This window comes from Rhodococcus sp. GB-02 (assembly GCF_053470465.1).
The window spans coordinates 76,468-99,102 of record NZ_JBPUKE010000003.1; the positions used below are offsets into that span (position 1 = coordinate 76,468).

The window sequence follows — 22,635 nt, forward strand, 5'->3', positions numbered from 1 at the left end:
AGGCGAGAGACGCTCCCTCTTTTTCCTATGGGCGATCCGTAGCAGGGGATGCGGCGCGTCGCCACTGTGATTCGTTCTCGATCATCCACGTGAGCAGGTGCTCGGCTGCCGCTTCATCGGAGTCCGGGCCGACCAGAAGATCAGCGAACGCCTGGCTCGGTGCGACGATGCGAATCCCGTCGCGAGTGAGCAATCGGTCGAACGCGGACGGTGAGAGGGGAGCGGTGATCCACACGTCACCGCCGGATTCCACTCGCCGGAGGCCCAGAGCGTCGGCGAACTGATCGACGTTGTCGGCATGGAAGTGAGCACGTCGGGTGGGCGCATACCGAGCAAAGGGCGCAGCGGCCACCGAAGCAGTACCGGCATAGATGTGACCGCTGAGTTGACGCAGTTGATCGAAGAGAGCCTCCAAACCGTCCGGGGCGTGAAATCCGTGAGGCGTCGGCGCTTTGGCGCCGGCTTCAGCCGCCCATTCCCGAAGCATCTTCGGCCAGCGGACGTCGCCGATCCCACCGCGGGGGAGCCTGGTCACCAGTTCACGATCCGACAGTGTCTGAACCACCCGATAGGTTGCTCCCGTCGACGCACCGGCCAGGCGCACCAAGGCAGTGATCGCCAGTGGCGCCGCGAAATCGGCGAGCGCACGCACGACGCGAGCTGACGGATCGCCCGTCAGTTGTCCGGAAGGACGTCCGGGCCCCCGCCACGGATCGGCATCGGCTCCGCGTCCACGAACCCAGACGGCGGGTCGATCAGCGGTCAACGACACATTGCCCGTGGCATCTGCGTACGAGATCGCGTGGGAATCGAGCTGCCGGCGGACCGGCTCGGACAGATATTTTGCGCACACGAAGCCCGATTGACCGGTGGGGAAGCGATCGGCGATACCGGGAACGTCACTGCTCAGGACACCGTGAGCGGCGTACACGCCGAATTTGGCCACCGCGCCGTCAGGGGAGCGGAGGTCGAGACGGAGCGGCGCCTCGGACAGGTCGGGGGAGCGCTGTGTCGACAAAGACCAGGTAGGAGGCAAATTTTCTTCGATGACGGCAACCGATCGCCGAAAAATGTCGATCGGCCGTTCCGGTTCCGACTCAGATTCGCTCATGTTCCAATGATATCAATATCTGTCGCTGACGGAAACACGAGATTTTCCGAATATCGCTCAAACAGTCGATCACAAGACAACGGCGGTCCTTTTCCCCAAGCTCGTCACCATTCGCACAACAAAAATTCCGAAACCGGCCAAGACGGATCAGCGTTGCTTCGGCATCACCAGGGGAGCGACGACGGCGAGCAGTATCGCGGGGATCAGGAAGCTCGCGGCAGGCGAAGAGTCGTAGATCGGTGTCAGGGCCAGGGGAGCAAGGGCAGCGCCGCCGAAGCGCATCGCTTGCACGACCGACACGGCGCCGCCGCGGTTGGGCCCCTCAGAGCCGAGTACCGCCGCGTTGACGCCTACCAGGACGAACTGGCTCGCGACGCCTGCGACAAACCATGCGATCGCGATCACCGGTACCAAGCCGGCGAGGCCGACGACGGACACCAGAACTGCACCGCCCAGGGCGCCGATCATCACGGAGGAACGTGCGCCGATGCGATCGACGAGGATTCCGATGCGCCGGGCCGAGAGGATGCCGGCCACACCGAAAACGGTGAGCAGTAGGCCGCGGACGGTGGGGGACAGTCCGAACTCGTCTTCGAAGCGGAAGGCAAGCAGGAAGCTCAGCCCACCGAGGGCGCCCCAGCCGAGCAGTGCAGCGATGCCGATCCGGAGCACTTCGGGGCGCAGTGCATCTCGTAGGCGTGCGGGAGTGGTCGCTGTCGGCGCTTCGGACTTCGGGAGTCCGACGGCTCCCAGGATGCCTGCGACCACTGCAATGACGAGAAAGGCCAGACGCCAGTTGAATTCGGCCGCGAGGCCGCCGATCAACGGAGCTGACGACTGCCCTGCGGCCTGGAAAGCGCCGAAGGCTCCGAGTGCTCGACCCAGTCGAGCCTGCGGTGTTGCGGCCGCCAACGAAGCGAGCAGTAGCGGTGTGGTGAATGCGTTCGCGGAGCCCTGCAGTACCCGGGCGGCCAGGAAAATCTCGAGAGTCGGGGCGAGGAAGCACGCCAACGACGCGAAGACGTAGACCCCGTATGCGATCCGCACGGTCCGGACCTTGCCCCACCGCGTCCCGAGTGTCCCGGACACCAACATCAGAGCGGCGAAGGGGAGCAGGTACGCGGTGAGCGAGGAGGCGGCCGCCGACGGCCCGACCCCGAGATCGTCACCGATCTCGGGGAGGATCGAAGCAACCACACCGCCGCCGAACGGGCCGAGGAACCCGCCGGCGTACAGCGCGATCAGTTGAAGCCGGAGGCGCATGGGGCGCTGTGTACTCCCGCCTTCTTCCTCTGGAGTGTTCTTGCTCACAGTCCGAAGCTGCCGGGGCCTCGCCGTCTGAGGTAGCGCTCGAATTCCGCAGCGATGGCGTCGCCGTCGATCTTGGAGATTGCTTCGCTGATGTCGGTTTCGGCGTCTCCTCGCTCTTCCAGGGTGCGCACGTATTCGCCGATTTCCTCGTCGTCCGCGGTCATTTCGTTGACCGCTTCCTCCCAGTCCTCCGACTGAGCCGGGAGTTCACCGAGGGGGACCTCGATGTCGAGAACATCCTCGACTCGTTGAAGGAGGGCTACCGTGGCCTTCGGGTTGGGTGGCTGCGAGACGTAGTGCGGAACCGCTGCCCAGAACGAAATAGCGGGTACACCAGCACGAACGCACTCGTCCTGAAGAACTCCGGTGATGCCTGTCGGGCCTTCGTATCGGGTCTGTTCGAGGTTGAATCGTGCAGCAGATTCGCTGCTGTACGCCGTGCCCGTGACCGGCACCGGGCGGGTGTGCGGAGTGTCGGCGAGCAGGGCGCCGAGGATGACCACGGTCTTGACGTTCAGTTGGTCGATCAACTCGAGCAGGTCCTCGCAGAAACTGCGCCACCGCATGTTGGGTTCGATCCCGCGAAGAAGGACGATGTCGCTCTCACTGCCGGGAGGCGAACAGACCGACAAACGTGTTGCCGGCCATACGATTTCGCGAGTGACACCGTCGACCTGACGGACCGTGGGACGGTTGACCTGGTAGTCGTAGTAGTCCTCGGAATCGAGTTCGGCGAGCGGCTGGGCATCCCAGATCAGCTCGAGATGTTCGACCGCACCGCTGGCTGCGTCACCGGCGTCGTTCCAGCCCTCGAAAGCTGCAACGAGGATGGGATCACGTAGGACAGGGATGTCGCCCTCGAGGCGGTCGCTGCTGTCGACGGCAAAGCCGTCAGGGCTCTCGAAGGCCGCGGAATCGTCGAAATCGACCGGGCCGTCGGGAGTGACGGGGAACTCACTTGGACTCACCCACCCAGCCTACGGCCAGAGCTTGTCGGTGCGCCCACTACTCTGGACGGCATGTCTGCCCCATTTAACTCTGCCCTGCTTGATGCGCTGAAACAGCGCGTTGTCATCGGCGACGGAGCGATGGGCACCATGTTGCAGGCCGCGGACCTCACCCTGGACGACTTCCTCGGCCTCGAGGGGTGCAATGAGATCCTCAACGACACCCGTCCCGACGTGCTCAAAGACATCCACCGTGCGTACTTCGCCGCTGGTGCCGATGCCGTCGAGACCAACACCTTCGGTTGCAACCTGCCCAACCTCGCCGACTACGACATCTCTCACCGGATCCGCGAACTCGCGGAAAAAGGCACTGCTCTCGCCCGTGAAGTTGCGGACGAGATGGGACCAGGCCGCGACGGCATGGCCCGATTCGTACTCGGCTCGATGGGACCGGGAACCAAGCTCCCCAGCCTCGGACACGCACCGTACGCAGTCCTTCGTGACGCGTACACCGAAGCTGCGCTCGGCATGATCGACGGTGGCGCCGACGCCATCCTGGTCGAAACCTGCCAGGACCTACTTCAGGTGAAGGCTGCCATTCTCGGCAGTCAGCGTGCGATGGAGCAACTCGGACTGCGGTTGCCGATCATCACGCACGTGACGGTCGAGACAACCGGAACGATGCTCCTGGGCAGTGAGATCGGTGCGGCGCTGACGGCGCTCGAGCCGCTCGGTATCGACATGATCGGCCTGAACTGCGCCACCGGGCCGGCCGAGATGAGTGAACATCTCCGACATCTCTCCAAGTACTCGACGCTGCCGGTGTCGGTCATGCCCAATGCCGGCTTGCCGCAGCTCGGCCCCAAGGGCGCCGAGTACCCGCTGACCGGCGACGAATTGGCCGAAGCCCTCAGTGGTTTCGTTTCCGAGTTCGGACTCGGCCTCGTAGGCGGCTGCTGCGGTACGACACCCGAGCACATCAGCGCGGTCGCCGACGCGGTCCGTCAGGTCGAGAAGGCCCAGCGCACCCCGATCCACGAGCCGAGCACCTCTTCGCTGTACTCGGCGGTGCCGTTCGAGCAGGACGCCAGCATCCTGATGATCGGTGAACGCACGAACTCCAACGGCTCCAAGGCTTTCCGCGAGGCAATGCTCTCCGCGGACTACCAGAAGTGCCTGGACATCGCCAAGGACCAGACCCGCGACGGCGCACACATGCTCGATCTCAACGTCGACTACGTGGGCCGCGACGGTGCCGCCGACATGTCGGAACTGGCCAGCCGTCTGGCGACGTCCTCGACGCTGCCGATCATGCTCGACTCCACCGAGCCTGCCGTGTTGCAGGCCGGTCTCGAACACCTCGGTGGCCGCTGCGCTGTCAACTCCGTCAACTACGAAGACGGCGCCGGCCCCGAATCGCGTTTTCACAAGATCATGACGTTGGTCAAGGAGCACGGCGCGGCAGTCGTCGCCCTGACCATCGACGAAGAGGGCCAGGCTCGCACCGCCGAGACCAAGGTTGCCATCGCCAAGCGTCTGATCGAGGACATCAAGGGAAACTGGGGACTCGCCGAGTCCGACATCATCGTCGACGCGTTGACCTTCCCCATCTCCACCGGTCAGGAAGAGGTGCGACGCGACGGCATCGAGACCATCGAAGCGATCCGTCAGCTCAAGGCTGCGTACCCGGAACTGCACTTCACCCTGGGTATCTCGAACATTTCGTTCGGTTTGAACCCGGCGGCACGTCAGGTCCTCAACTCGGTGTTCCTGCACGAGTGCACCGAGGCTGGTCTGGACACGGCGATCGTTCACGCGTCCAAGATTTTGCCGATGGCGCGAATTCCGGACGAGCAGCGTGAAACCGCACTCGACCTGGTCTACGACCGTCGTAGCGAGGGCTACGACCCGCTGCAGAAGCTGATGGCTCTGTTCGAGGGTGTCTCGGCTGCATCGGCGCGCGAGTCCCGAGCGCAGGAACTCGCCGGACTTCCGTTGTTCGACCGGCTCGAGCGTCGCATCGTCGACGGCGAGCGCAACGGCCTCGACGACGATCTCACCGAAGCGATGACGGTCAAGTCCCCGATCGAAATCATCAACGAGACACTGCTTTCGGGCATGAAGACCGTCGGTGAACTGTTCGGTTCCGGACAGATGCAGTTGCCGTTCGTTCTGCAGTCCGCTGAGGTCATGAAGGCAGCAGTTGCGTTCCTCGAGCCGCACATGGAAGCGACGGACGACGACGGCAAGGGTCGCCTCGTCATTGCGACGGTCAAGGGCGACGTCCACGATATTGGCAAGAACCTTGTCGACATCATCTTGAGCAACAACGGTTACGACGTCGTGAACCTCGGCATCAAGCAGCCCATCGCGACCATTCTCGATGCTGCGATCGAGCACAAGGCCGATGTCATCGGCATGTCCGGACTGCTCGTGAAGTCGACAGTGGTCATGAAGGACAACCTCAAGGAACTGAACTCTCGCGGTGTCTCGGAACAGTTCCCGGTTTTGCTGGGTGGTGCCGCGCTGACGCGTTCGTACGTCGAGAACGACCTGCAGGAGGTGTACGAGGGCGACGTCAGCTATGCCCGCGACGCCTTCGAGGGTCTGAACTTGATGGACCAGATCATGACGACCAAGCGCGGCGGCGGCCCGGCGCCGGACAGTCCGGAGGCCATCGCTGCTCGCGAGAAGGCCGCCGAGCGTAAGGCTCGTCACGAGCGTTCCAAGCGCATCGCCGAAAAGCGTAAAGCTGCAGCGGTTCCCGTCGTCCTGCCGGAGCGTTCCGATGTCGCTACCGACATTGCGGTGCCGACACCGCCGTTCTGGGGCTCGCGCATCGTCAAGGGAATCTCTCTGTCCGAGTACTCAGGGCTGCTCGACGAGCGCGCTCTCTTCCTCGGTCAGTGGGGCCTTCGCGGTCAGCGCAAGGGCGACGGTCCGACGTACGAGGAACTGGTGGAGTCGGAAGGCCGTCCGCGGCTTCGATACTGGCTCGATCGGCTGACGTCCGAGGGCATCCTCGCGCACGCCGCGGTTGTGTACGGCTACTTCCCGGCGATCTCGGAGGGCGATGACGTCATCGTGCTCACCGAACCGAAACCGGATGCACCTGAACGGTTCCGGTTCACCTACCCGCGTCAGCATCGCGACCGTTTCCTGTGCATCGCTGACTTCGTGCGATCGCGCAAGGAAGCAGAAGCGACCGGCCAGGTGGACGTTCTTCCGTTCCAGTTGGTGACGATGGGTCAGCCGATCGCGGACTTCGCCAACGAGTTGTTCGCGTCGAACTCGTACCGTGATTACCTCGAAGTTCACGGAATCGGCGTCCAGCTCACGGAATCTCTGGCCGAGTACTGGCATCGACGCGTTCGTGAAGAGCTTGTGCTCCCCGAGGGGCATACCGTCGCGGAGCAGGACCCGACCGAGGTTGCCGGTTACTTCGATCTCGAGTACCGCGGCGCTCGTTATTCGTTCGGATACGGCGCGTGCCCGGACCTCGAGGATCGTGCCAAGTTGGTGGCGCTGCTCGAACCCGAGCGAATCGGCGTCGAATTGTCCGAGGAACTGCAGCTGCATCCCGAGCAGTCCACTGACGCTTTTGTCCTGCACCACCCGGAAGCAAAGTATTTCAATGTCTGAGTTGTTGACCGAAGTATCCGAAACGACCCTCGGTGGAGTCCTGTGGGACATGGACGGCACCCTGCTCGATTCGGAGAAGCTGTGGGACATCGCGCTTCGTGAGCTGTCCCTACGCCTGGGCGGACCGATGACGGAAGCGACTCGCATCGCCGTCATCGGTGCGTCGAGCCCCTTCGCACTGGCGACGGTGTTCGACGCGCTCGGTTTGGAGAAGCATCCCGATGCCATCGGCGAGGCGAAGGACTGGATGTACACCCGCGTCGGCGATCTGTTCGAGGACGGCGTGACCTGGCGACCGGGCGCTCGCGATGCTCTGTCGACCGTGCGCGACGGTGGTCTGCGTTCTGCACTGGTCACCAACACCGAGCGAGTTCTGGTCGATCGGGCACTCGGCATGCTCGGCCGTGAGTTCTTCGACCACTCGGTGTGCGGCGACGAGGTCCCCAACGGAAAACCGGCTGCGGATCCGTACCTGCGCGGCGCGCACCTGCTCGGACTCGAGCCGGCGCAGTGCCTCGCGATCGAGGACTCACCGACCGGTACGGCGTCGGCCAGCGCCGCGGGTTGCGCGGTGCTCGTCGTTCCGTGTGAGGTCGACGTCCCGGCCGGTCCTGGCCGCGTGTTCCGAGAGTCCCTGGTGGACTTGTCCATTCACGATCTTCACGAAGTTCACTCGAGCGCGGCACGTTAGGCTGGATCTGCTGTGGCTATTCCGAAAATTGTTCTGTTCTACCAGTTCACGCCCTTGGCGGACCCGGAAGCGATCAAGCTGTGGCAGCACAGCCTCGCGGAGTCGAACAACTTGACGGGTCGGATCATCGTTTCGCCTCACGGGATAAATGCGACGGTCGGCGGAGACATCGAGGACGTCAAACGTTACGTCCGCGGTACGCGTGGCTACGAGCCGTTCCGCACCGCTGACATCAAGTGGTCGGACGGACTCGGTGACGATTTCCCTCGCCTGAGCGTGAAGGCTCGCTCGGAAATCGTGACGTTCGGTGCCCCCGACGAGCTGAAAGTCGACGAGAACGGTGTAGTCGGCGGCGGAGTTCATCTGGCGCCCAAAGAACTACACGAACTCGTCGACAGCCGCGGTGACGAGGTCGTGTTCTTCGACGGGCGCAATGCGTTCGAAGCCGAGATCGGCCGTTTCCGAGATGCAGTGGTTCCGGACGTGGCCACCACTCGCGATTTCGTCGACGAACTCGACAGCGGCAAGTACGACCATCTCAAGGGCAAAGCCGTGGTCACCTACTGCACCGGGGGAGTGCGCTGCGAGGTGTTGTCTTCATTGATGCGCTCACGTGGCTTCGACGAGGTCTACCAGTTGGACGGCGGAATCGTCCGTTACGGCGAAACTTTCGGCGACCGCGGCCTCTGGGACGGTTCCTTGTACGTGTTCGACAAGCGGATGAACATCGAGTTCTCGTCCGAAGCCAAGACGCTCGGCGTCTGTGTCGATTGCGGTACTCCGACGCCGCGGTTCCGCAATCGGATCGACGGTGACGGTCGCACCCTCGAATTGCTCTGCGAAAGTTGTTCACCAGACCTCGAGCAGGACTGAGCAGTGCCCAAGGCTCCGTTGCCGATCCGAAACGGTCTCGGGCCGGATCGGCTGCGGATGCCGGCCGAGTCGTCCGCGCGTACCGTCCTCGAACACCTGGTCGCCGAGAATCCGGGGGAGCGGGATCTGTGGGCGGACCTTGTGAACGCCGGTGATGTCGTCGACGAGCACGGGCGGAGGATCACCGGCGAAACGCCTTATCAGCCGACCCGTTTCGTGTACTTCTACCGCGAACCAGCTCCCGAGATTCCGGTTCCGCACGAGATCGAGATCCTGTACCGCGACGACTCGATTCTCGTGATCGACAAACCACACTTCCTGGCGACCATTCCGCGGGGAGCACACATTGTCGAAAGCGCGGTCGTGCGACTGCGTCGTGATCTGGATCTTCCGGATCTTGCGCCAGTTCACCGCCTGGACCGGATGACGGCGGGGGTCATCGTGTTCACCGTGACACCGGACCTACGACGGCCGTACCAGGAACTGTTTGCCGAGCAGCGGATCGTCAAGGAATACGAGGCGATTGCAGGCTTCGATCCGGAACTGACTTTCCCTCGCACGGTGCGCAGTCGCATCAACAAGGTTCACGGCGAGATGACGGCCACCGAGATCGCGGGCGAGCCGAACAGTGAGACGTCGATCGAACTGATCGAGGTGATCGCCGACTCGGTCGGCCGGACGCTCGGGCGATACAGGTTGCTCCCACGGACCGGCCGGACCCATCAGCTTCGCCTGCATCTGAACTCCCTCGGTATCCCGATCGTCGGCGACAATTACTACCCCCAGTACCTACCCGCGGTGCCCGGTGACTTTTCCACGCCATTGCGATTGTTGGCGCGGGCGCTGGAGTACCCGGATCCGATCACCGGGCAGACCCGCAGGTTCGTCAGTTCGCGCAGCCTCGACGCAGGGCTGTGAACACCGCTGTTCGTGGGCGTGTGAAAACCGCTTCCGTCCTCGTGAAAGAATGTCTACCCGTGAAGACCTTCGAATCCTTGTTCGCCGAATTGACCGAGCGTGCTGCTACTCGCCCCGAGGGATCCGGCACTGTCGCCGCCCTCGACGCCGGTGTGCATGCGCAGGGCAAAAAGGTCATCGAGGAAGCCGGTGAAGTGTGGATCGCTGCGGAATACCAGAGCGATGAGCAGCTAGCCGAGGAAATTTCCCAGCTGCTGTACTGGACGCAGGTGTTGATGGTCGGTCGCGGACTGACCCTCGAGGACGTGTACCGACATCTGTGATCGGAGCTGACCAGCGAGATGTTCGCCATCTCGCTCGTCCAGGGCTTCCGATTCACGTTGTCTCACGTCACCCACACCTTCCGAAAGGACATCCACCATGCTGCGCGTAGCAGTTCCCAACAAAGGCTCACTGTCCGAGTCAGCCGCCGAGATTCTCAGCGAGGCCGGCTACCGTCGACGCACTGATTCCCGTGATCTGACGGTTCTCGATCCTGCCAACCAGGTCGAGTTCTTTTTCTTGCGCCCCAAGGACATTGCGATCTACGTCGGCTCCGGTGAACTGGATCTCGGCATCACCGGTCGCGACCTCGCCGGCGACTCGGGAGCTCCCGTGTCCGAGCGTCTGTCGCTGGGGTTCGGCCGTTCGTCGTTCCGCTACGCAGCACCGGCCGGCAAGGATTGGACGGTCGAGGATCTGTCCGGCCTTCGCATTGCGACGTCGTACCCGAACCTCGTGCGCAAGGACCTCACAGATCGCGGGCTCGACGCCACCGTCATCCGTCTCGACGGCGCCGTGGAGATCTCGATTCAGCTCGGTGTCGCGGACGCGATCGCCGACGTGGTCGGATCGGGTCGCACTCTCCGTCAACACAACCTCGTGGCTTTCGGCGAATCGCTCTGCGATTCCGAGGGTGTCCTGATCGAGCGCACCGGCGCTCCGCAGGACGATCCCGCACGCAACCAGCTCATCGAACGCGTACGCGGAATCGTCTTCGCTCAGCAGAACCTGATGATCGACTACGACTGCCCGCGCACCATCCTCGACGACGCCATCAAGATGACCCCCGGTATGGAGTCACCGACGCTCTCGCCATTGGCCGATCCCGACTGGGTCGCGGTTCGCGCCATGGTTCCGATCAAGGGACACAACCAGGTGATGGATGCCTTGGCCGAACTCGGTGCCAAGGCCATCCTCGCGTCGAACATCCGCTCGGTACGCGCTTTCTGATCACTGTCTGAATCGATTTACGCGCATTCGCGCCCGTTCCTGGAAATCAGGAACGGGCGCGAATCTGCAAAGTCTGGGCGATACGGCCGACTGCACCCTGCTCGTCGTAGAGCACTCCCGCACACATGCCGACGCCGTCCGGACCGGTCGTGGTTTCGGCGGCAACACCGACCCACTCGCCCTCGGGCACACGGAAGATGTGCACCGTGAGATCGGTGTTGAGGAACGTCCAGTGCTCCGGGTCGAGCTTGGCGCCCACGCCGTTGGAGATGTCAGCCACCGCGAACAAACGCTCGAGGGCAGACATCTTTTCGCCCTCCACCAGCTCGGGCTTGGGGCGCGCCCATACCTTCCCGGTTCCCACGCACCCGATCGGAGCAATCCAGGACCAGTCGAGGGTCTTGAGGTAGCCGACGCTCCAGAGGCCGCCGAGGACGCCCGGGGTTCCACTCTCGCGGGGTTCGAGCGGGGGATCGACTACGTGGACGACGTCGCCGGTATCCACCGTCTCCATCCGCCAGGCCGTGCCGCGCGCAACGGCGCGTGCAGATCCGTCGGCAGTCGTTGCCCACAGCTCGGCAACGATCAATTCGATTCGGCGACCGGGTCGTTCGATCCATGACCGTACTTCGAGGTCGGCGATCGGAATCGGTCCGAGAATCTCGACGACAACGCGCGTCAGACGGGTTTCGTCGCGCGCACCGCACCGCTCGAGGGCTCGCACCAACAGCGCCGACGGGGGAGCGCCGTGCTGCAGCGTCGGGCCCCAGATGCTGACAGTTGCCTGCGTGCTCGCGAACCGCTCGTGCCCTTCCTCCGTCGTTCCGAGGTAGCGGTAGTACGAACTGTCCGTCATGTTATGAATTCTCCTTTGCGACAACAGGTTCGGTGCTCAACAGATCCGGCCAGCCTGGATACGGCGGAGGTGTTCCGCCGAACGAGGGGCACAGTGATTTGTGATCACACCAGTCGCACAGTTTGCCAGGCTTGGGTCTGAAGTCTCCGGTCGCACCTGCTGCGAGGATCGCTTTCCAAATGGCGGAGAGGGTTCGTTCGAATCTGATCAGCTCGTCGTGATCCGGGGCGTACGTGAGAATCGAGCCGGAGGCCAGATAGATCAGCCGCAGTTGCGCGGGAACGATTCCGCGAGTGCGCAACAGTACGAGCGCGTAGAACTTCATCTGGAAGAGCGCCTTGGATTCGGTGAACTCGCGGGGCGCCTTCCCGGTCTTGTAGTCGACGACCCGCACCTCACCCGTCGGCGCTACGTCGATCCGGTCGACGAAGCCGCGGAGTCGAACGCCGTTGTCCAATTCGGTCTCGACGTACACCTCGCACGCCTCGGCATCGAATCGAGTGGGATCTTCGAGTGTGTAGTACGTCGCGACCAGCTTGGCGACTTCGCCGAGAAACGCGTCCAGTTCGTCCTCCGGAATCAGATCAGCAGCCTCGGGACTCTCGGCACTGACACGTTCCCACGCGGGGCGGACGAGTTCGGCTGCGCGATCGGGAACCCGGTGACCGGTCGGGAGTGCAAACAGCGCTTCCAGCGCCGCGTGTACGACGGTGCCTCTGACCTGGGCTCTGGTTGGTGTTTCCGGAATTCTGTCGACTGCTCGAAGCCGATAGAGCAGGGGGCATTGTTTGTAGTCACCCGCCCGAGACGGAGAGAGCGCCGGCCGACTACGCGGGCGCTCGTGTGATGTTGCACCCGTTGGAGTGGGGGTTGGCAATTCGACAGAGCTCACACCTGGCAGGCTATGCGGTTGGTCCGACAACTCCGTCGGAGCCGGTGGCGAGGACACCGGAAACAAACGAACAGGGATCATCTGCGCATGGCGAACGAGCTACAACCAGAAGAAGGCACGACCGAAGTGGATGAGGTTGTGCAGTCCGCTGTCGCCGAGATTCCCGAACAAGAGCTTCCAGAAGCTGACATCACTGCGCCGGGAAAGCGTCCTTCCGGGCCCTTCCGCGTCGGCGACCGAGTCCAGCTGACCGACGGCAAGGGACGCCACTACACGATCGTCCTCGAGGCGAACCGTGAGTACCACACCCACAAGGGCGGAATCGTTCACAACGACCTGATCGGTGCCGACGAGGGCAGCGTCGTCAAGTCGGTCAACGGCACGCCCTATCTTGCACTGCGCCCACTATTGGTCGACTACGTGCTCTCCATGCCGCGCGGTGCCCAGGTCATTTACCCGAAGGACGCGGCTCAGATCGTCCACGAGGGCGACGTGTTCCCCGGAGCGCGCGTGCTCGAAGCAGGAGCCGGCTCCGGTGCACTGACGTGTTCACTGCTGCGCGCTGTCGGTCCCGAGGGCAAGGTCATCTCCTACGAGGTCCGCGACGATCACGCCGAACACGCGGTCCGCAACGTCGAGACCTTCTTCGGGGAGCGTCCCCCGAACTGGGAACTGACCATCGCCGATCTCGCGGAGTTCAATCCGGAAGCGCACGGCGGCAAGGTCGATCGCGTCGTACTCGACATGCTGGCTCCGTGGGACGTCCTGCCAGCCGTCTCGAAGGCTCTCGTGCCTGGCGGCGTTCTGATCGTCTATGTCGCGACCGTTACTCAGCTCTCGAAGGTCGTCGAGGCGATGCGCGAGCAGGAATGCTGGACCGAGCCCCGATCGTGGGAATCGATCGTGCGCGGGTGGCACGTCGTCGGGTTGGCGGTTCGCCCCGAACATCGGATGCAGGGCCACACCGCGTTCCTCGTGAGCGCTCGTCGTCTGGCCGAAGGAACTGTCACCCCTAAGCCCCAGCGGCGCGCGGGCAAGGGCTCGAATACCGCAGCCAAGTAATCACAGTCAAACAAATAGGAGCGGCGATCCGGTATCCGGATCGCCGCTCTTTGCCTTGCCTGAAACTTATGCGGTTGCCTGAAACTTAGGCGGTGCAGGAAGCGCGGCCCATGTCCAGAAGAACGCAAGCCGAGGTGTCGGACAGCTTCCAGGAGCCGTCTTCGAGCTCCCAGGTCCACGGCTGTGCCGGAGCAGCGCCATGGGGGCTGACGACGGCGACGTCGGCGGTTGCGGTCTGACCGTCCACCTTGACGTTGTCCACGGTGAACGTGATCGCGTAGGCGGGGTTGCCGCCCAGCGCGGCACTCATCGTCTCGATGTTGGCCTGGCGCTTCGTTCCGTCGACTACCAGTGCGGTCTTCTCCTCGATCGGCTTGGCCGGATCGATCAGAGCGACGAGCGAAGCGTTGAGTTCGTCGGCTGTCGGAGCTGCAGCGGCAGCCGCGGCTGACGTCGTGGCGGAAGCCGAGGCCTTGGCCGTGGTGCTCGAGGCGGCGGCGGAGGTCGAGCTGGCAGCCGTCGAATCCTTGTTGTCGTCCGAGCTGCATGCACCCATGGTCAGGACGGCAGCGACGGCACAAGCGCTGATGAGAGTCTTGCGGATGATCACAGCGATACCTTTCGTTGTAAAGAGAGACAGGCGCTGTCTCCATCTTGTAGGCAAGGCTAACATGACCAAAATCTGGCTCGAGACCAGTCGGCACGGTCCCCGTGCGGGTGTGAATTCGCACTCGCGCACCGTGTCTGGCGACAGTTGGGGCCTTATGCCGGTAGCGTTGATGGATCGCACTGGGAGGAGACGCACATGAGCTCGACAGAGAACCCGGATTCGGTTGCGGCAGCAGAAGAACTCCACGCGCTACGAGTGGAAGCACAGGTACTGCGCCGACAACTCGCACAATCGCCGGAGCAGGTGCGTGAGCTGGAGTCGAAGGTGGACTCGCTGTCCATCCGAAACAGCAAGCTGATGGACACCCTCAAGGAGGCCCGTCAGCAGCTCATCGCACTTCGTGAAGAAGTCGACAGACTCGGTCAGCCGCCGAGCGGTTACGGAGTCCTTCTCTCGGTACACGAGGACAAGACCGTCGATGTGTTCACGTCCGGTCGCAAGATGCGATTGACGTGCTCACCGAACATCGACACGGACACCCTTGCCCTCGGACAGACGGTTCGCCTCAACGAGGCACTCACCATCGTCGAAGCGGGCACCTACGAGCAGGTCGGCGAGATCAGCACGCTCCGTGAGGTACTCGACGACGGACTGCGCGCGCTGGTGGTCGGGCATGCCGACGAAGAGCGCATCGTCTGGCTCGCAGCACCGTTGGCGGCCGTCTTCGCCGATCCCGAAGCCGACATCATCGCGTACGACGCCGATTCTCCGACCAGAAAACTGCGTCCCGGTGACTCGTTGCTCGTCGACACCAAGGCCGGATACGCCTTCGAGCGCATCCCGAAGGCCGAGGTCGAGGATCTGGTTCTCGAGGAAGTTCCGGATGTTCACTACGACGACATCGGTGGTCTCGGTCGTCAGATCGAGCAGATCCGTGACGCCGTCGAGCTTCCGTTCCTGCACAAGGACCTGTTCCACGAGTACTCACTGCGACCGCCGAAGGGTGTACTGCTCTACGGTCCGCCCGGTTGCGGTAAGACGCTCATCGCCAAGGCAGTCGCCAACTCGTTGGCCAAGAAGATCGCCGAAGCTCGCGGTCAGGACAGCAAGGACGCCAAGTCCTACTTCCTGAACATCAAAGGCCCGGAACTTCTGAACAAGTTCGTCGGCGAGACCGAGCGTCACATTCGGATGATTTTCCAGCGTGCTCGCGAGAAGGCGTCCGAGGGCACTCCGGTGATCGTCTTCTTCGACGAGATGGACTCGATCTTCCGTACTCGTGGTTCGGGAGTCTCCTCCGACGTGGAGACTACGGTCGTTCCACAGCTGCTCAGCGAGATCGACGGCGTGGAAGGGCTCGAGAACGTCATCGTCATCGGTGCGTCCAACCGTGAGGACATGATCGACCCGGCCATCCTGCGTCCGGGCCGACTGGACGTGAAGATCAAGATCGAGCGTCCCGACGCGGAATCTGCTCAGGACATCTTCTCGAAGTACCTGGTGGACGGTCTGCCGATCAATGCGGACGACCTAGCCGAGTTCGGTGGAGATCGCACTGCATGCTTGAAGGCGATGATCGTTCGCGTCGTCGATCGCATGTACGCGGAGAGCGAAGAGAATCGTTTCCTCGAGGTCACGTACGCCAACGGTGACAAGGAAGTTCTGTTCTTCAAGGACTTCAACTCGGGTGCGATGATCCAGAACATCGTCGACCGCGCCAAGAAGTACGCGATCAAGTCTGTACTCGACACCGGTGCTCCGGGTCTGCGTGTGCAGCACCTCTTCGATTCTATCGTCGACGAGTTCGCCGAGAACGAGGATCTGCCCAACACCACCAATCCTGATGACTGGGCACGTATTTCGGGCAAGAAGGGGGAGCGGATCGTCTACATCCGCACTCTCGTCACGGGCAAGAACGCCAGTGCAAGCCGCGCGATCGACACGGAGTCGAACACGGGCCAGTACCTGTAGCGAAACGAACACCCATCGGGCCGGCCACTCCTCGAGAGTCGTCGGCCCGATCGATGTGTCGCTGCTGTTCCCTTTGCTGCGATTGGACCGGTCGGTCGCGCTGGTTTAGAGTCCCGCCGTGCAGATACATCTTCGACACAATCCGTCGTCCACTGTCGCTCGCTGCTACCTCGCGCCCGGCGAACCGCTGCGCGTGGAGAGCGGGGCAATGCTCGCGCATTCCGCCGGCGTAGTTCTCGAAGCGAAGGCGCAGGGCGGCGTCCTGCAGGGACTCAAGCGGTCGATGCTCAGTGGAGAATCATTTTTCGTCACGACGTATACCGCTCCGCCGCAAGGTGGTTGGGTCGATGTGACGGGCGTTCTTCCCGGCGATCTGATCCCACTGACCATCACGTCCGATCGCCCGTTCTTCCTCAACCGTGGAACATGGTTGGCCAACTCTTACGGCGTCACGGTCGAGTCCAAATGGGGAGGCATGTCCAACCTCTTCGGTGGTGAGGGCGGATTCGGCCTGCGGGCAAGTGGCGACGGTGAGGTAGTCCTGGCCGTCTACGGCGCGATCGACGTCATCGACTTGCAGCCGGGCGAGACAATTACGATCGATACCGGTCACGTGGTCGCCTACGACCTCGGGATGAACTTCAACATGCGGCGCGCCGTTCAGGGACGCACCATTCAGTCGATGAAGTCCGGCGAAGGATTTGTCTTCGACTTCACCGGCCCCGGACGCGTTCTCGCGCAGACCCGCAACCCCAGTGCGTTCGCGGCGTGGCTCTCGGCGATCACCCCGGGCTGATCACAGTCCCAGTGGTGTTCAAGCTCCAGTGGTGTTCAGCTCCAGCAATAGTCGGCCAGCAGCGCGCGTGAGTCCGGAACGAACGGCCACGACGGATCCTGCAGGTGGGCGCCGAGTTCTCTCGGCGTCCACCACCAACCTTCGGCGATCTCGCTGGTTTGATGTGCCATCGGCCCGTCGTATCTGAGTTCGAACGCGAACAGGTGACAGCGCAACGGAGAGTTCTCCCACTCACCGTCCCAGGATTTTCGAGCGATTTCCGTCAGTTGGAGTGGCTGATCTGCTGTTCCGAAGATTCCGAGTTCTTCGCCGACTTCACGGATCGCAGTTTCCTGCGGCGTCTCACCTGGATCCACGACACCTCCGGCAAGACAGTCGTGATAGCCCCCGAACACCGCTTTCGTGTCGGTTCGCCGATGAACGTAGATGCGAGAGCCGTCCCCGGTGCGAACCAGGACGCCCGCGCTCGCGTGCCAGAGCCCACCCGAGTAGACGACGGAACGCGTTGCTCGGCCGATCGGATTACCCGTCCGGTCGTACACGGCGACTACCTCGTCCGCGGGATTCAGGTCTGCGGTGAGAGGTTGGTGCATTCCTCCAACTGTGCCACGCCTGTAGGCGCCGCGCCTCAATCACATAGGCTCTTGTGTCATGCAGCGGATCATCGGTGTCGAGGTCGAATACGGAATATCTTCACCCAGTGAGCCGTCGGCGAATCCGATTCTCACTTCAACCCAGGCGGTGCTTGCCTACGCCGCCGCAGCGGGCGTGCCACGGGCCAAGCGCACACGCTGGGATTACGAGGTCGAATCTCCGCTGCGAGATGCCCGAGGCTTCGATCTGGGGCGAATGAGCGGTCCGGCACCGGTGATCGACGCGGACGAGATCGGCGCCGCGAACATGATTCTCACCAACGGGGCTCGGTTGTACGTCGACCATGCACATCCGGAGTACTCGGCGCCCGAGGTCGCCGACCCGCTCGATGCCGTGATCTGGGACAAGGCCGGCGAACGCGTCATGGAAGCGGCTGCGCGGCACGCATCCAGCGTGCCGGGTGCGCCACGGCTACAGCTGTACAAGAACAATGTCGACGGCAAGGGTGCCTCGTACGGCACGCACGAGAATTACCTGTGCTCGCGCGACACCCCGTTCGCCTCCATTGTCACCGGCTTGACACCGTTCTTCGCGTCCCGGCAAGTGATCTGCGGTTCCGGTCGTGTGGGTCTCGGTCAGTCCGGCGACGAGGCCGGATTCCAGCTTTCGCAGCGATCCGACTACATCGAGGTCGAAGTAGGCCTCGAGACCACGCTCAAGCGCGGAATCATCAACACCCGCGACGAACCGCACGCGGATGCGGACAAGTACCGCCGTCTGCACGTCATCATCGGCGACGCGAACCTCGCGGAGATGTCGACGTACCTGAAGGTGGGAACAACCGCGCTGGTACTCGACCTGATCGAAGCGGGTGTCGACCTCACCGATCTGCAACTGGCACGTCCGGTCACCGCCGTCCACCACATCAGCCACGATCCCACGCTGCGCAAGACCGTAGCGATGGCCGACGGTCGTGAACTGACAGGGCTTGCGCTGCAACGTATTTACCTCGAACGTGTCTCGAAGTTCCTCGATCGCGAGGCCGATCGTGACCCGCGAGCGGACGATATCGTCGCCAAGTGGGCGATGGTTCTCGATCTCCTCGAGCGCGATCCCATGGAGTGCGCGAACATCCTCGACTGGCCGGCCAAACTTCGTCTGCTCGAAGGTTTCCGCAATCGTGAGGGGCTCGCGTGGTCGGCGCCGCGGTTGCATCTGGTGGATCTGCAGTACTCCGACGTGCGGCTCGACAAGGGGCTGTACAACCGCCTGGTTGCTCGCGGCTCCATGGAGCGGCTTGTCACCGAACAGCAGGTTCTCGACGCGGTCACGAACCCTCCCACCGACACTCGCGCATACTTTCGTGGCGAGTGCTTACGCCGATTCGGTGCCGATATCGCGGCTGCGAGCTGGGATTCGGTCATCTTCGACCTCGGCGGCGAGTCGTTGATCCGCATCCCCACCCTCGAGCCGCTTCGAGGCACCAAAGCGCACGTCGGAGCGTTGCTCGACTCCGTCGACAGCGCCGCGGAATTGGTTGATCAGCTCACTCACTGAAATCAGCCGATGCGGCTCGCCGTCGCGTCTCTCCACACCTGACGGTGCCGCTCGGTAGGGTGAAGGTCCGAGCGGGATCAGTTACCGACTCTGCTGGGCCGAACAGGATGCTCGCGAGAGCTCCCTTCACACAAGGAGGTCGACGGCGATGGCTCAAGAACAGACGCAGCGTGCCGGTGGCGGCGAAGACGACGAAACCACTGGTGGCGACGGCAGTGCCGGCCAGGAGCGTCGCGAGAAGCTCGCTGCAGAAACCGACGACCTGCTCGACGAGATCGACGACGTGTTGGAAGAGAACGCCGAGGACTTCGTCCGTGCCTACGTCCAGAAGGGCGGCCAGTGACGGTGGATCGCGCGCCCCGGATCACAGACGGGGACACACGGTTGAGCTTCGGCTCGAATCTGTCGTCATTCTCGGAATACCTTCGGGTGCACGCACCGGAACATCTTCCGCAGAACCGCTTCGCCGACACAGGAGGTGTTGTCATGGGCGGGGGAGACGTAGCTCCGCACGGCACCACCATCGTCGCGATCAGCTATGCGGGTGGTGTTCTGCTCGCGGGTGATCGTAGAGCGACGATGGGCAATCTCATCGCCAGCCGTGACGTGCAGAAGGTGTACGTCACGGACGACTACTCGGCTGCGGGTATCGCTGGTACGGCCGGGATTGCAATCGAACTGGTCCGGCTCTTCGCAGTCGAACTCGAACATTACGAGAAGATCGAAGGCGTCCCACTCACGTTCGACGGCAAGGCCAATCGACTTTCGTCGATGGTTCGAGGAAATCTCGGAGCAGCGATGCAGGGATTGGCGGTTGTGCCGCTGCTGGTGGGTTACGACTTGGACGCCGTCGATCCGACAACGGCCGGCCGGATCGTCTCCTACGACGTCGTCGGTGGGCGATACGAGGAGCGCGCTGGATATCACGCAGTCGGGTCGGGTTCCCTGTTCGCAAAATCGGCGCTCAAGAAACTGTATTCGCCGGGAATCGACGAGGACACTGCCCTTCGGTTTGCAGTCGAAGCGCTGTACGACGCAGCAGATGACGATTCGGCTACCGGTGGTCCCGATCTGACACGCGGGATCTATCCGACAGCGGTCACCATCACCTCCGCCGGCGCGGTGGAGTTGTCGACAACGCGGGCTGCCGAGATCGCCAGGGAGATCGTCGCGGCTCGCACTGCGACCGCGAGTCCGGAAGGGGAGTCTGCGCTATGACGATGCCGTACTACGCATCAGCCGAACAGATCATGCGCGATCGTTCGGAATTGGCGCGCAAGGGAATTGCCCGCGGACGCAGCGTCGTCGTTCTCACCTACCGCGACGGAGTTCTCTTTGTCGCGGAGAATCCGTCGCGGGCGCTGCACAAGGTCAGCGAACTGTACGACCGTCTCGGATTTGCTGCAGTGGGCAAGTACAACGAGTTCGAGAATCTGCGCCGTGCGGGCATCGTGCACGCGGACATGCGCGGGTACTCGTACGACCGTCGGGATGTCACGGGGCGTTCCCTCGCCAACGCGTACGCGCAGACCTTGGGAACGATCTTCACCGAGCAACCCAAGCCGTACGAGGTCGAGATCTGCGTTGCCGAGATCGGCCGTTTCGGAAGCAGTACGCCGGCTCAGCTCTACCGGATCACGTACGACGGTTCCATCGCGGACGAGCAGGAATTCGTCGTCATGGGCGGTACAACCGAACCGATCGTGACGGCGATGCGTGAGTCGTACCAGCGAGACCTCGACCTGGAATCCGCAGTGCGGATCGCGGTAGGGGCGCTTCAAAAGGGTGGCCCGGCGCCGGCCGGAACCACTGAGGCGGAACCGCGAACACTCGATGTGAGTGCGCTCGAGGTTGCCGTCCTCGACAGCAACCGTCCACGCCGCGCGTTCAAACGGATCGCTGGAACGGTTTTGGAAGAGATGCTTCCAGCTCCGGCACCAGCTGAGGATGCGCCGCCGGCAAACGGCGACGCACCCTCGTAGTTACTGCGTAGGTCTGGGAGTTACTGCAGGTCTGGGAGTTACTGTGTGATTCTGTAGACGGCCACCGTGCCCGGTTCGGTGTCGAAATCGAACCGGCGCGCGTCTGCCACCACTTCACCGTCGGTGGCGATGGCTACCGGTGAATCGGCCACTCGAACCGACATCGAGGAGACGAGTTCGCGGACGTAGACCCGCGAGCTGCCCAATGTGCCTGTGGCAGCCGCAAACAGAAGGCGTGAGCGCGAGAATTTCTTGTCCGCGCGCAGGTAGCGGACGTCGAGTAGTCCACGGTTCATCTCCGGACGCGACATCGGCACCTGATCAGCGGGGGAGTATCGCCCGTTTCCGACGAACAGCATCCAGATGGTGCTCCGCTTCCCGTCGATTGTGACAGTCATCGGCTCCGCCGCTGCGAGAACCCGGATCATTGCGGCGCCCGCGGCCGGCCACTTACCGAACCGCGGTTCCCACTTCTCCCGCAGTCGCACGGCGTCCGGGTATCCGCCGAGGCTGGCTGTGTTGAGAAACCGTGCAGTCACTCCGGAATCCGTGCGCACCAGCGCGTGGTCGACAAATGCGGCCTGCCCTGACTCGACTGCCTGTGCGGTCTCCTCTACGTTCACCGCCCCGACGTCGCGGGCGAAGTGGTTCAAGGTTCCGCCGGGAAAAACCGCAAGGGGTAGTTCGTGTTTTGTTGCCGCGGTCGCGACCGTGACGACTGTTCCGTCGCCCCCGCATACTCCCAACGCTTTCGGCGAGAGTTCGGGGATCTTGGCGTCGATCTGCATGTCGAAGTCGATGTCGGCGTCGAATTCGTAGATGACCGCTGCCGGTAGTGATTCTCGAATCGATTCGACGATCCCGTCGTCCTCGGAGCCTGAACCCGGATTGGTGAAGACCAGCAAGCCTTCTCCCCGAGGGAGCGCGGGGACTACGCACTCGGGTCCGAGTTGGGCGGGCTCTTCGTCGCGCACCGCCCACCAACGTCGTGTGCCGGCAGCAATAGCGCCGCCAACCGCGAGGCCGGCGAATACATCGGACGGCCAGTGCACTCCGTTGTGAACGCGTGAGTACGCGACCGCTGCGGCCAGTGGTGCTAGGGCCGCGCCTGCCGCCCGGGATTCCATGGCCACTGCCGCGGTGAATGCCGCTGCTGATGACGAATGTCCGGAGGGGAACGAGGACGACGTCGGAATGTCGACGCCTCGCTTCGGGCTGAGCCAGACGCGTGCCGGTGGGCGCCGCCGGGGGAAGAGGGGCTTGAGTATGCCGTTGGCCAGCGCGCTCGAACCGGCAAGTGCGAGCATCCCACGTGCCGCTGCCCTCCTGGGGCGGCCACCGATCATCGCGAGCAAGGCGGCGACAACCATCCATAAAACGCCGTGATCGGCGGCTCTGGAGAGAAACCGCATGGTCGGATCGAGCACGGACGGGCGCAGTGCTCCAGTACTTTCCATGACTTTGACGTCGCTTCGGACAACTTTTCGGCGAATAGGGCTCACACCGTCACACTATGCCGCCGCCCGACGTTGTCGAGTCGTGACTTACGA

At 63.0% G+C, this 22,635-nt stretch carries 21 protein-coding genes; 13 read left to right on the plus strand and 8 right to left on the minus strand.

Features of this window, described 5'->3' with window-relative positions:
- Positions 1-25: 25 nt before the first annotated feature.
- The 3 genes from ACSW29_RS20885 to ACSW29_RS20895 all read right to left on the minus strand — a co-directional run bounded on the left by ACSW29_RS20885 (position 26) and on the right by ACSW29_RS20895 (position 3,273).
- Complete coding sequence (locus tag ACSW29_RS20885) at positions 26-1,111, minus strand: hypothetical protein (RefSeq protein WP_095970076.1); 1,086 nt, start codon at positions 1,109-1,111, stop codon at positions 26-28.
- 147 nt (positions 1,112-1,258) lie between these two features.
- Positions 1,259-2,374, minus strand: a complete 1,116-nt coding sequence (locus ACSW29_RS20890; RefSeq protein ID WP_448278538.1) for an MFS transporter — start codon at positions 2,372-2,374, stop codon at positions 1,259-1,261.
- A gap of 44 nt (positions 2,375-2,418) precedes the next feature.
- Positions 2,419-3,273: a PAC2 family protein gene (locus tag ACSW29_RS20895; protein WP_223257810.1), complete on the minus strand. Its 855-nt coding sequence runs from the start codon at positions 3,271-3,273 to the stop codon at positions 2,419-2,421.
- A 168-nt stretch (positions 3,274-3,441) separates the two neighbouring features.
- Here ACSW29_RS20895 and metH point away from each other — a divergent pair, with 168 nt between their 5' ends.
- The 6 genes from metH to hisG all read left to right on the plus strand — a co-directional run bounded on the left by metH (position 3,442) and on the right by hisG (position 10,765).
- The gene (gene metH, locus ACSW29_RS20900; protein ID WP_347872791.1) at positions 3,442-7,011 is read left to right on the plus strand and encodes a methionine synthase; all 3,570 of its coding nucleotides are present in this window, start codon (positions 3,442-3,444) and stop codon (positions 7,009-7,011) included.
- Entirely contained in the window at positions 7,004-7,702 is a 699-nt protein-coding gene (locus ACSW29_RS20905; RefSeq protein WP_448278202.1) for an HAD family hydrolase, read from the plus strand. The genes metH and ACSW29_RS20905 overlap by 8 nt, the downstream gene beginning before the upstream one ends.
- Before the next feature lie 12 nt (positions 7,703-7,714).
- Positions 7,715-8,575 carry an oxygen-dependent tRNA uridine(34) hydroxylase TrhO gene (trhO, locus tag ACSW29_RS20910; RefSeq protein ID WP_378446060.1) on the plus strand — a complete coding sequence of 287 codons (861 nt, stop codon included), beginning with the start codon at positions 7,715-7,717 and terminating at the stop codon, positions 8,573-8,575.
- Between the two features lie 57 nt (positions 8,576-8,632).
- Positions 8,633-9,493, plus strand: a complete 861-nt coding sequence (locus ACSW29_RS20915) for a pseudouridine synthase (RefSeq protein WP_448278539.1) — start codon at positions 8,633-8,635, stop codon at positions 9,491-9,493.
- A gap of 59 nt (positions 9,494-9,552) precedes the next feature.
- Positions 9,553-9,816, plus strand: coding sequence for a phosphoribosyl-ATP diphosphatase (locus ACSW29_RS20920; protein ID WP_003944933.1), 264 nt, complete (start codon positions 9,553-9,555; stop codon positions 9,814-9,816).
- A 97-nt stretch (positions 9,817-9,913) separates the two neighbouring features.
- Complete coding sequence (hisG, locus tag ACSW29_RS20925; RefSeq protein WP_095970083.1) at positions 9,914-10,765, plus strand: ATP phosphoribosyltransferase; 852 nt, start codon at positions 9,914-9,916, stop codon at positions 10,763-10,765.
- A 46-nt stretch (positions 10,766-10,811) separates the two neighbouring features.
- On the opposite strand, the gene ACSW29_RS20930 is transcribed toward hisG, so the two are convergent.
- Positions 10,812-11,621: a thioesterase family protein gene (locus ACSW29_RS20930; protein WP_448278203.1), complete on the minus strand. Its 810-nt coding sequence runs from the start codon at positions 11,619-11,621 to the stop codon at positions 10,812-10,814.
- Position 11,622: 1 nt separating this feature from the next.
- Entirely contained in the window at positions 11,623-12,513 is an 891-nt protein-coding gene (locus ACSW29_RS20935; protein ID WP_448278204.1) for a RecB family exonuclease, read from the minus strand.
- Positions 12,514-12,651: 138 nt separating this feature from the next.
- Between ACSW29_RS20935 and ACSW29_RS20940 the strand changes: the two genes are divergently transcribed.
- Positions 12,652-13,575, plus strand: a complete 924-nt coding sequence (locus ACSW29_RS20940) for a tRNA (adenine-N1)-methyltransferase (protein WP_448278540.1) — start codon at positions 12,652-12,654, stop codon at positions 13,573-13,575.
- Positions 13,576-13,660: 85 nt separating this feature from the next.
- Here ACSW29_RS20940 and ACSW29_RS20945 read toward each other — a convergent pair whose 3' ends face one another.
- Positions 13,661-14,185: a hypothetical protein gene (locus tag ACSW29_RS20945; RefSeq protein WP_448278205.1), complete on the minus strand. Its 525-nt coding sequence runs from the start codon at positions 14,183-14,185 to the stop codon at positions 13,661-13,663.
- 195 nt (positions 14,186-14,380) lie between these two features.
- Between ACSW29_RS20945 and arc the strand changes: the two genes are divergently transcribed.
- The gene (gene arc, locus ACSW29_RS20950; RefSeq protein ID WP_003944870.1) at positions 14,381-16,156 is read left to right on the plus strand and encodes a proteasome ATPase; all 1,776 of its coding nucleotides are present in this window, start codon (positions 14,381-14,383) and stop codon (positions 16,154-16,156) included.
- Between the two features lie 118 nt (positions 16,157-16,274).
- Positions 16,275-16,952 carry a TIGR00266 family protein gene (locus tag ACSW29_RS20955; RefSeq protein ID WP_230815672.1) on the plus strand — a complete coding sequence of 226 codons (678 nt, stop codon included), beginning with the start codon at positions 16,275-16,277 and terminating at the stop codon, positions 16,950-16,952.
- Positions 16,953-16,987: 35 nt separating this feature from the next.
- Here ACSW29_RS20955 and ACSW29_RS20960 read toward each other — a convergent pair whose 3' ends face one another.
- Positions 16,988-17,545: an NUDIX hydrolase gene (locus ACSW29_RS20960; protein WP_448278206.1), complete on the minus strand. Its 558-nt coding sequence runs from the start codon at positions 17,543-17,545 to the stop codon at positions 16,988-16,990.
- Positions 17,546-17,603: 58 nt separating this feature from the next.
- On the opposite strand from ACSW29_RS20960, the gene dop reads away from it, so the two are divergent.
- From dop to prcA, 4 genes are all read left to right on the plus strand, one after another.
- Complete coding sequence (gene dop, locus ACSW29_RS20965; protein WP_347872786.1) at positions 17,604-19,103, plus strand: depupylase/deamidase Dop; 1,500 nt, start codon at positions 17,604-17,606, stop codon at positions 19,101-19,103.
- A gap of 148 nt (positions 19,104-19,251) precedes the next feature.
- Positions 19,252-19,446, plus strand: a complete 195-nt coding sequence (locus ACSW29_RS20970) for a ubiquitin-like protein Pup (protein ID WP_003944925.1) — start codon at positions 19,252-19,254, stop codon at positions 19,444-19,446.
- A complete protein-coding gene (gene prcB / locus ACSW29_RS20975; RefSeq protein WP_448278207.1) occupies positions 19,443-20,321 on the plus strand; it encodes a proteasome subunit beta in 879 nt (292 codons plus the stop codon). Before ACSW29_RS20970 ends, prcB begins: the two co-directional genes overlap by 4 nt.
- Positions 20,318-21,085 carry a proteasome subunit alpha gene (prcA, locus tag ACSW29_RS20980; protein WP_230815668.1) on the plus strand — a complete coding sequence of 256 codons (768 nt, stop codon included), beginning with the start codon at positions 20,318-20,320 and terminating at the stop codon, positions 21,083-21,085. The genes prcB and prcA overlap by 4 nt, the downstream gene beginning before the upstream one ends.
- A gap of 38 nt (positions 21,086-21,123) precedes the next feature.
- On the opposite strand, the gene ACSW29_RS20985 is transcribed toward prcA, so the two are convergent.
- Positions 21,124-22,542, minus strand: a complete 1,419-nt coding sequence (locus tag ACSW29_RS20985) for a phosphatase PAP2 family protein (RefSeq protein WP_448278208.1) — start codon at positions 22,540-22,542, stop codon at positions 21,124-21,126.
- Between the last annotated feature and the right edge of the window lie 93 nt (positions 22,543-22,635).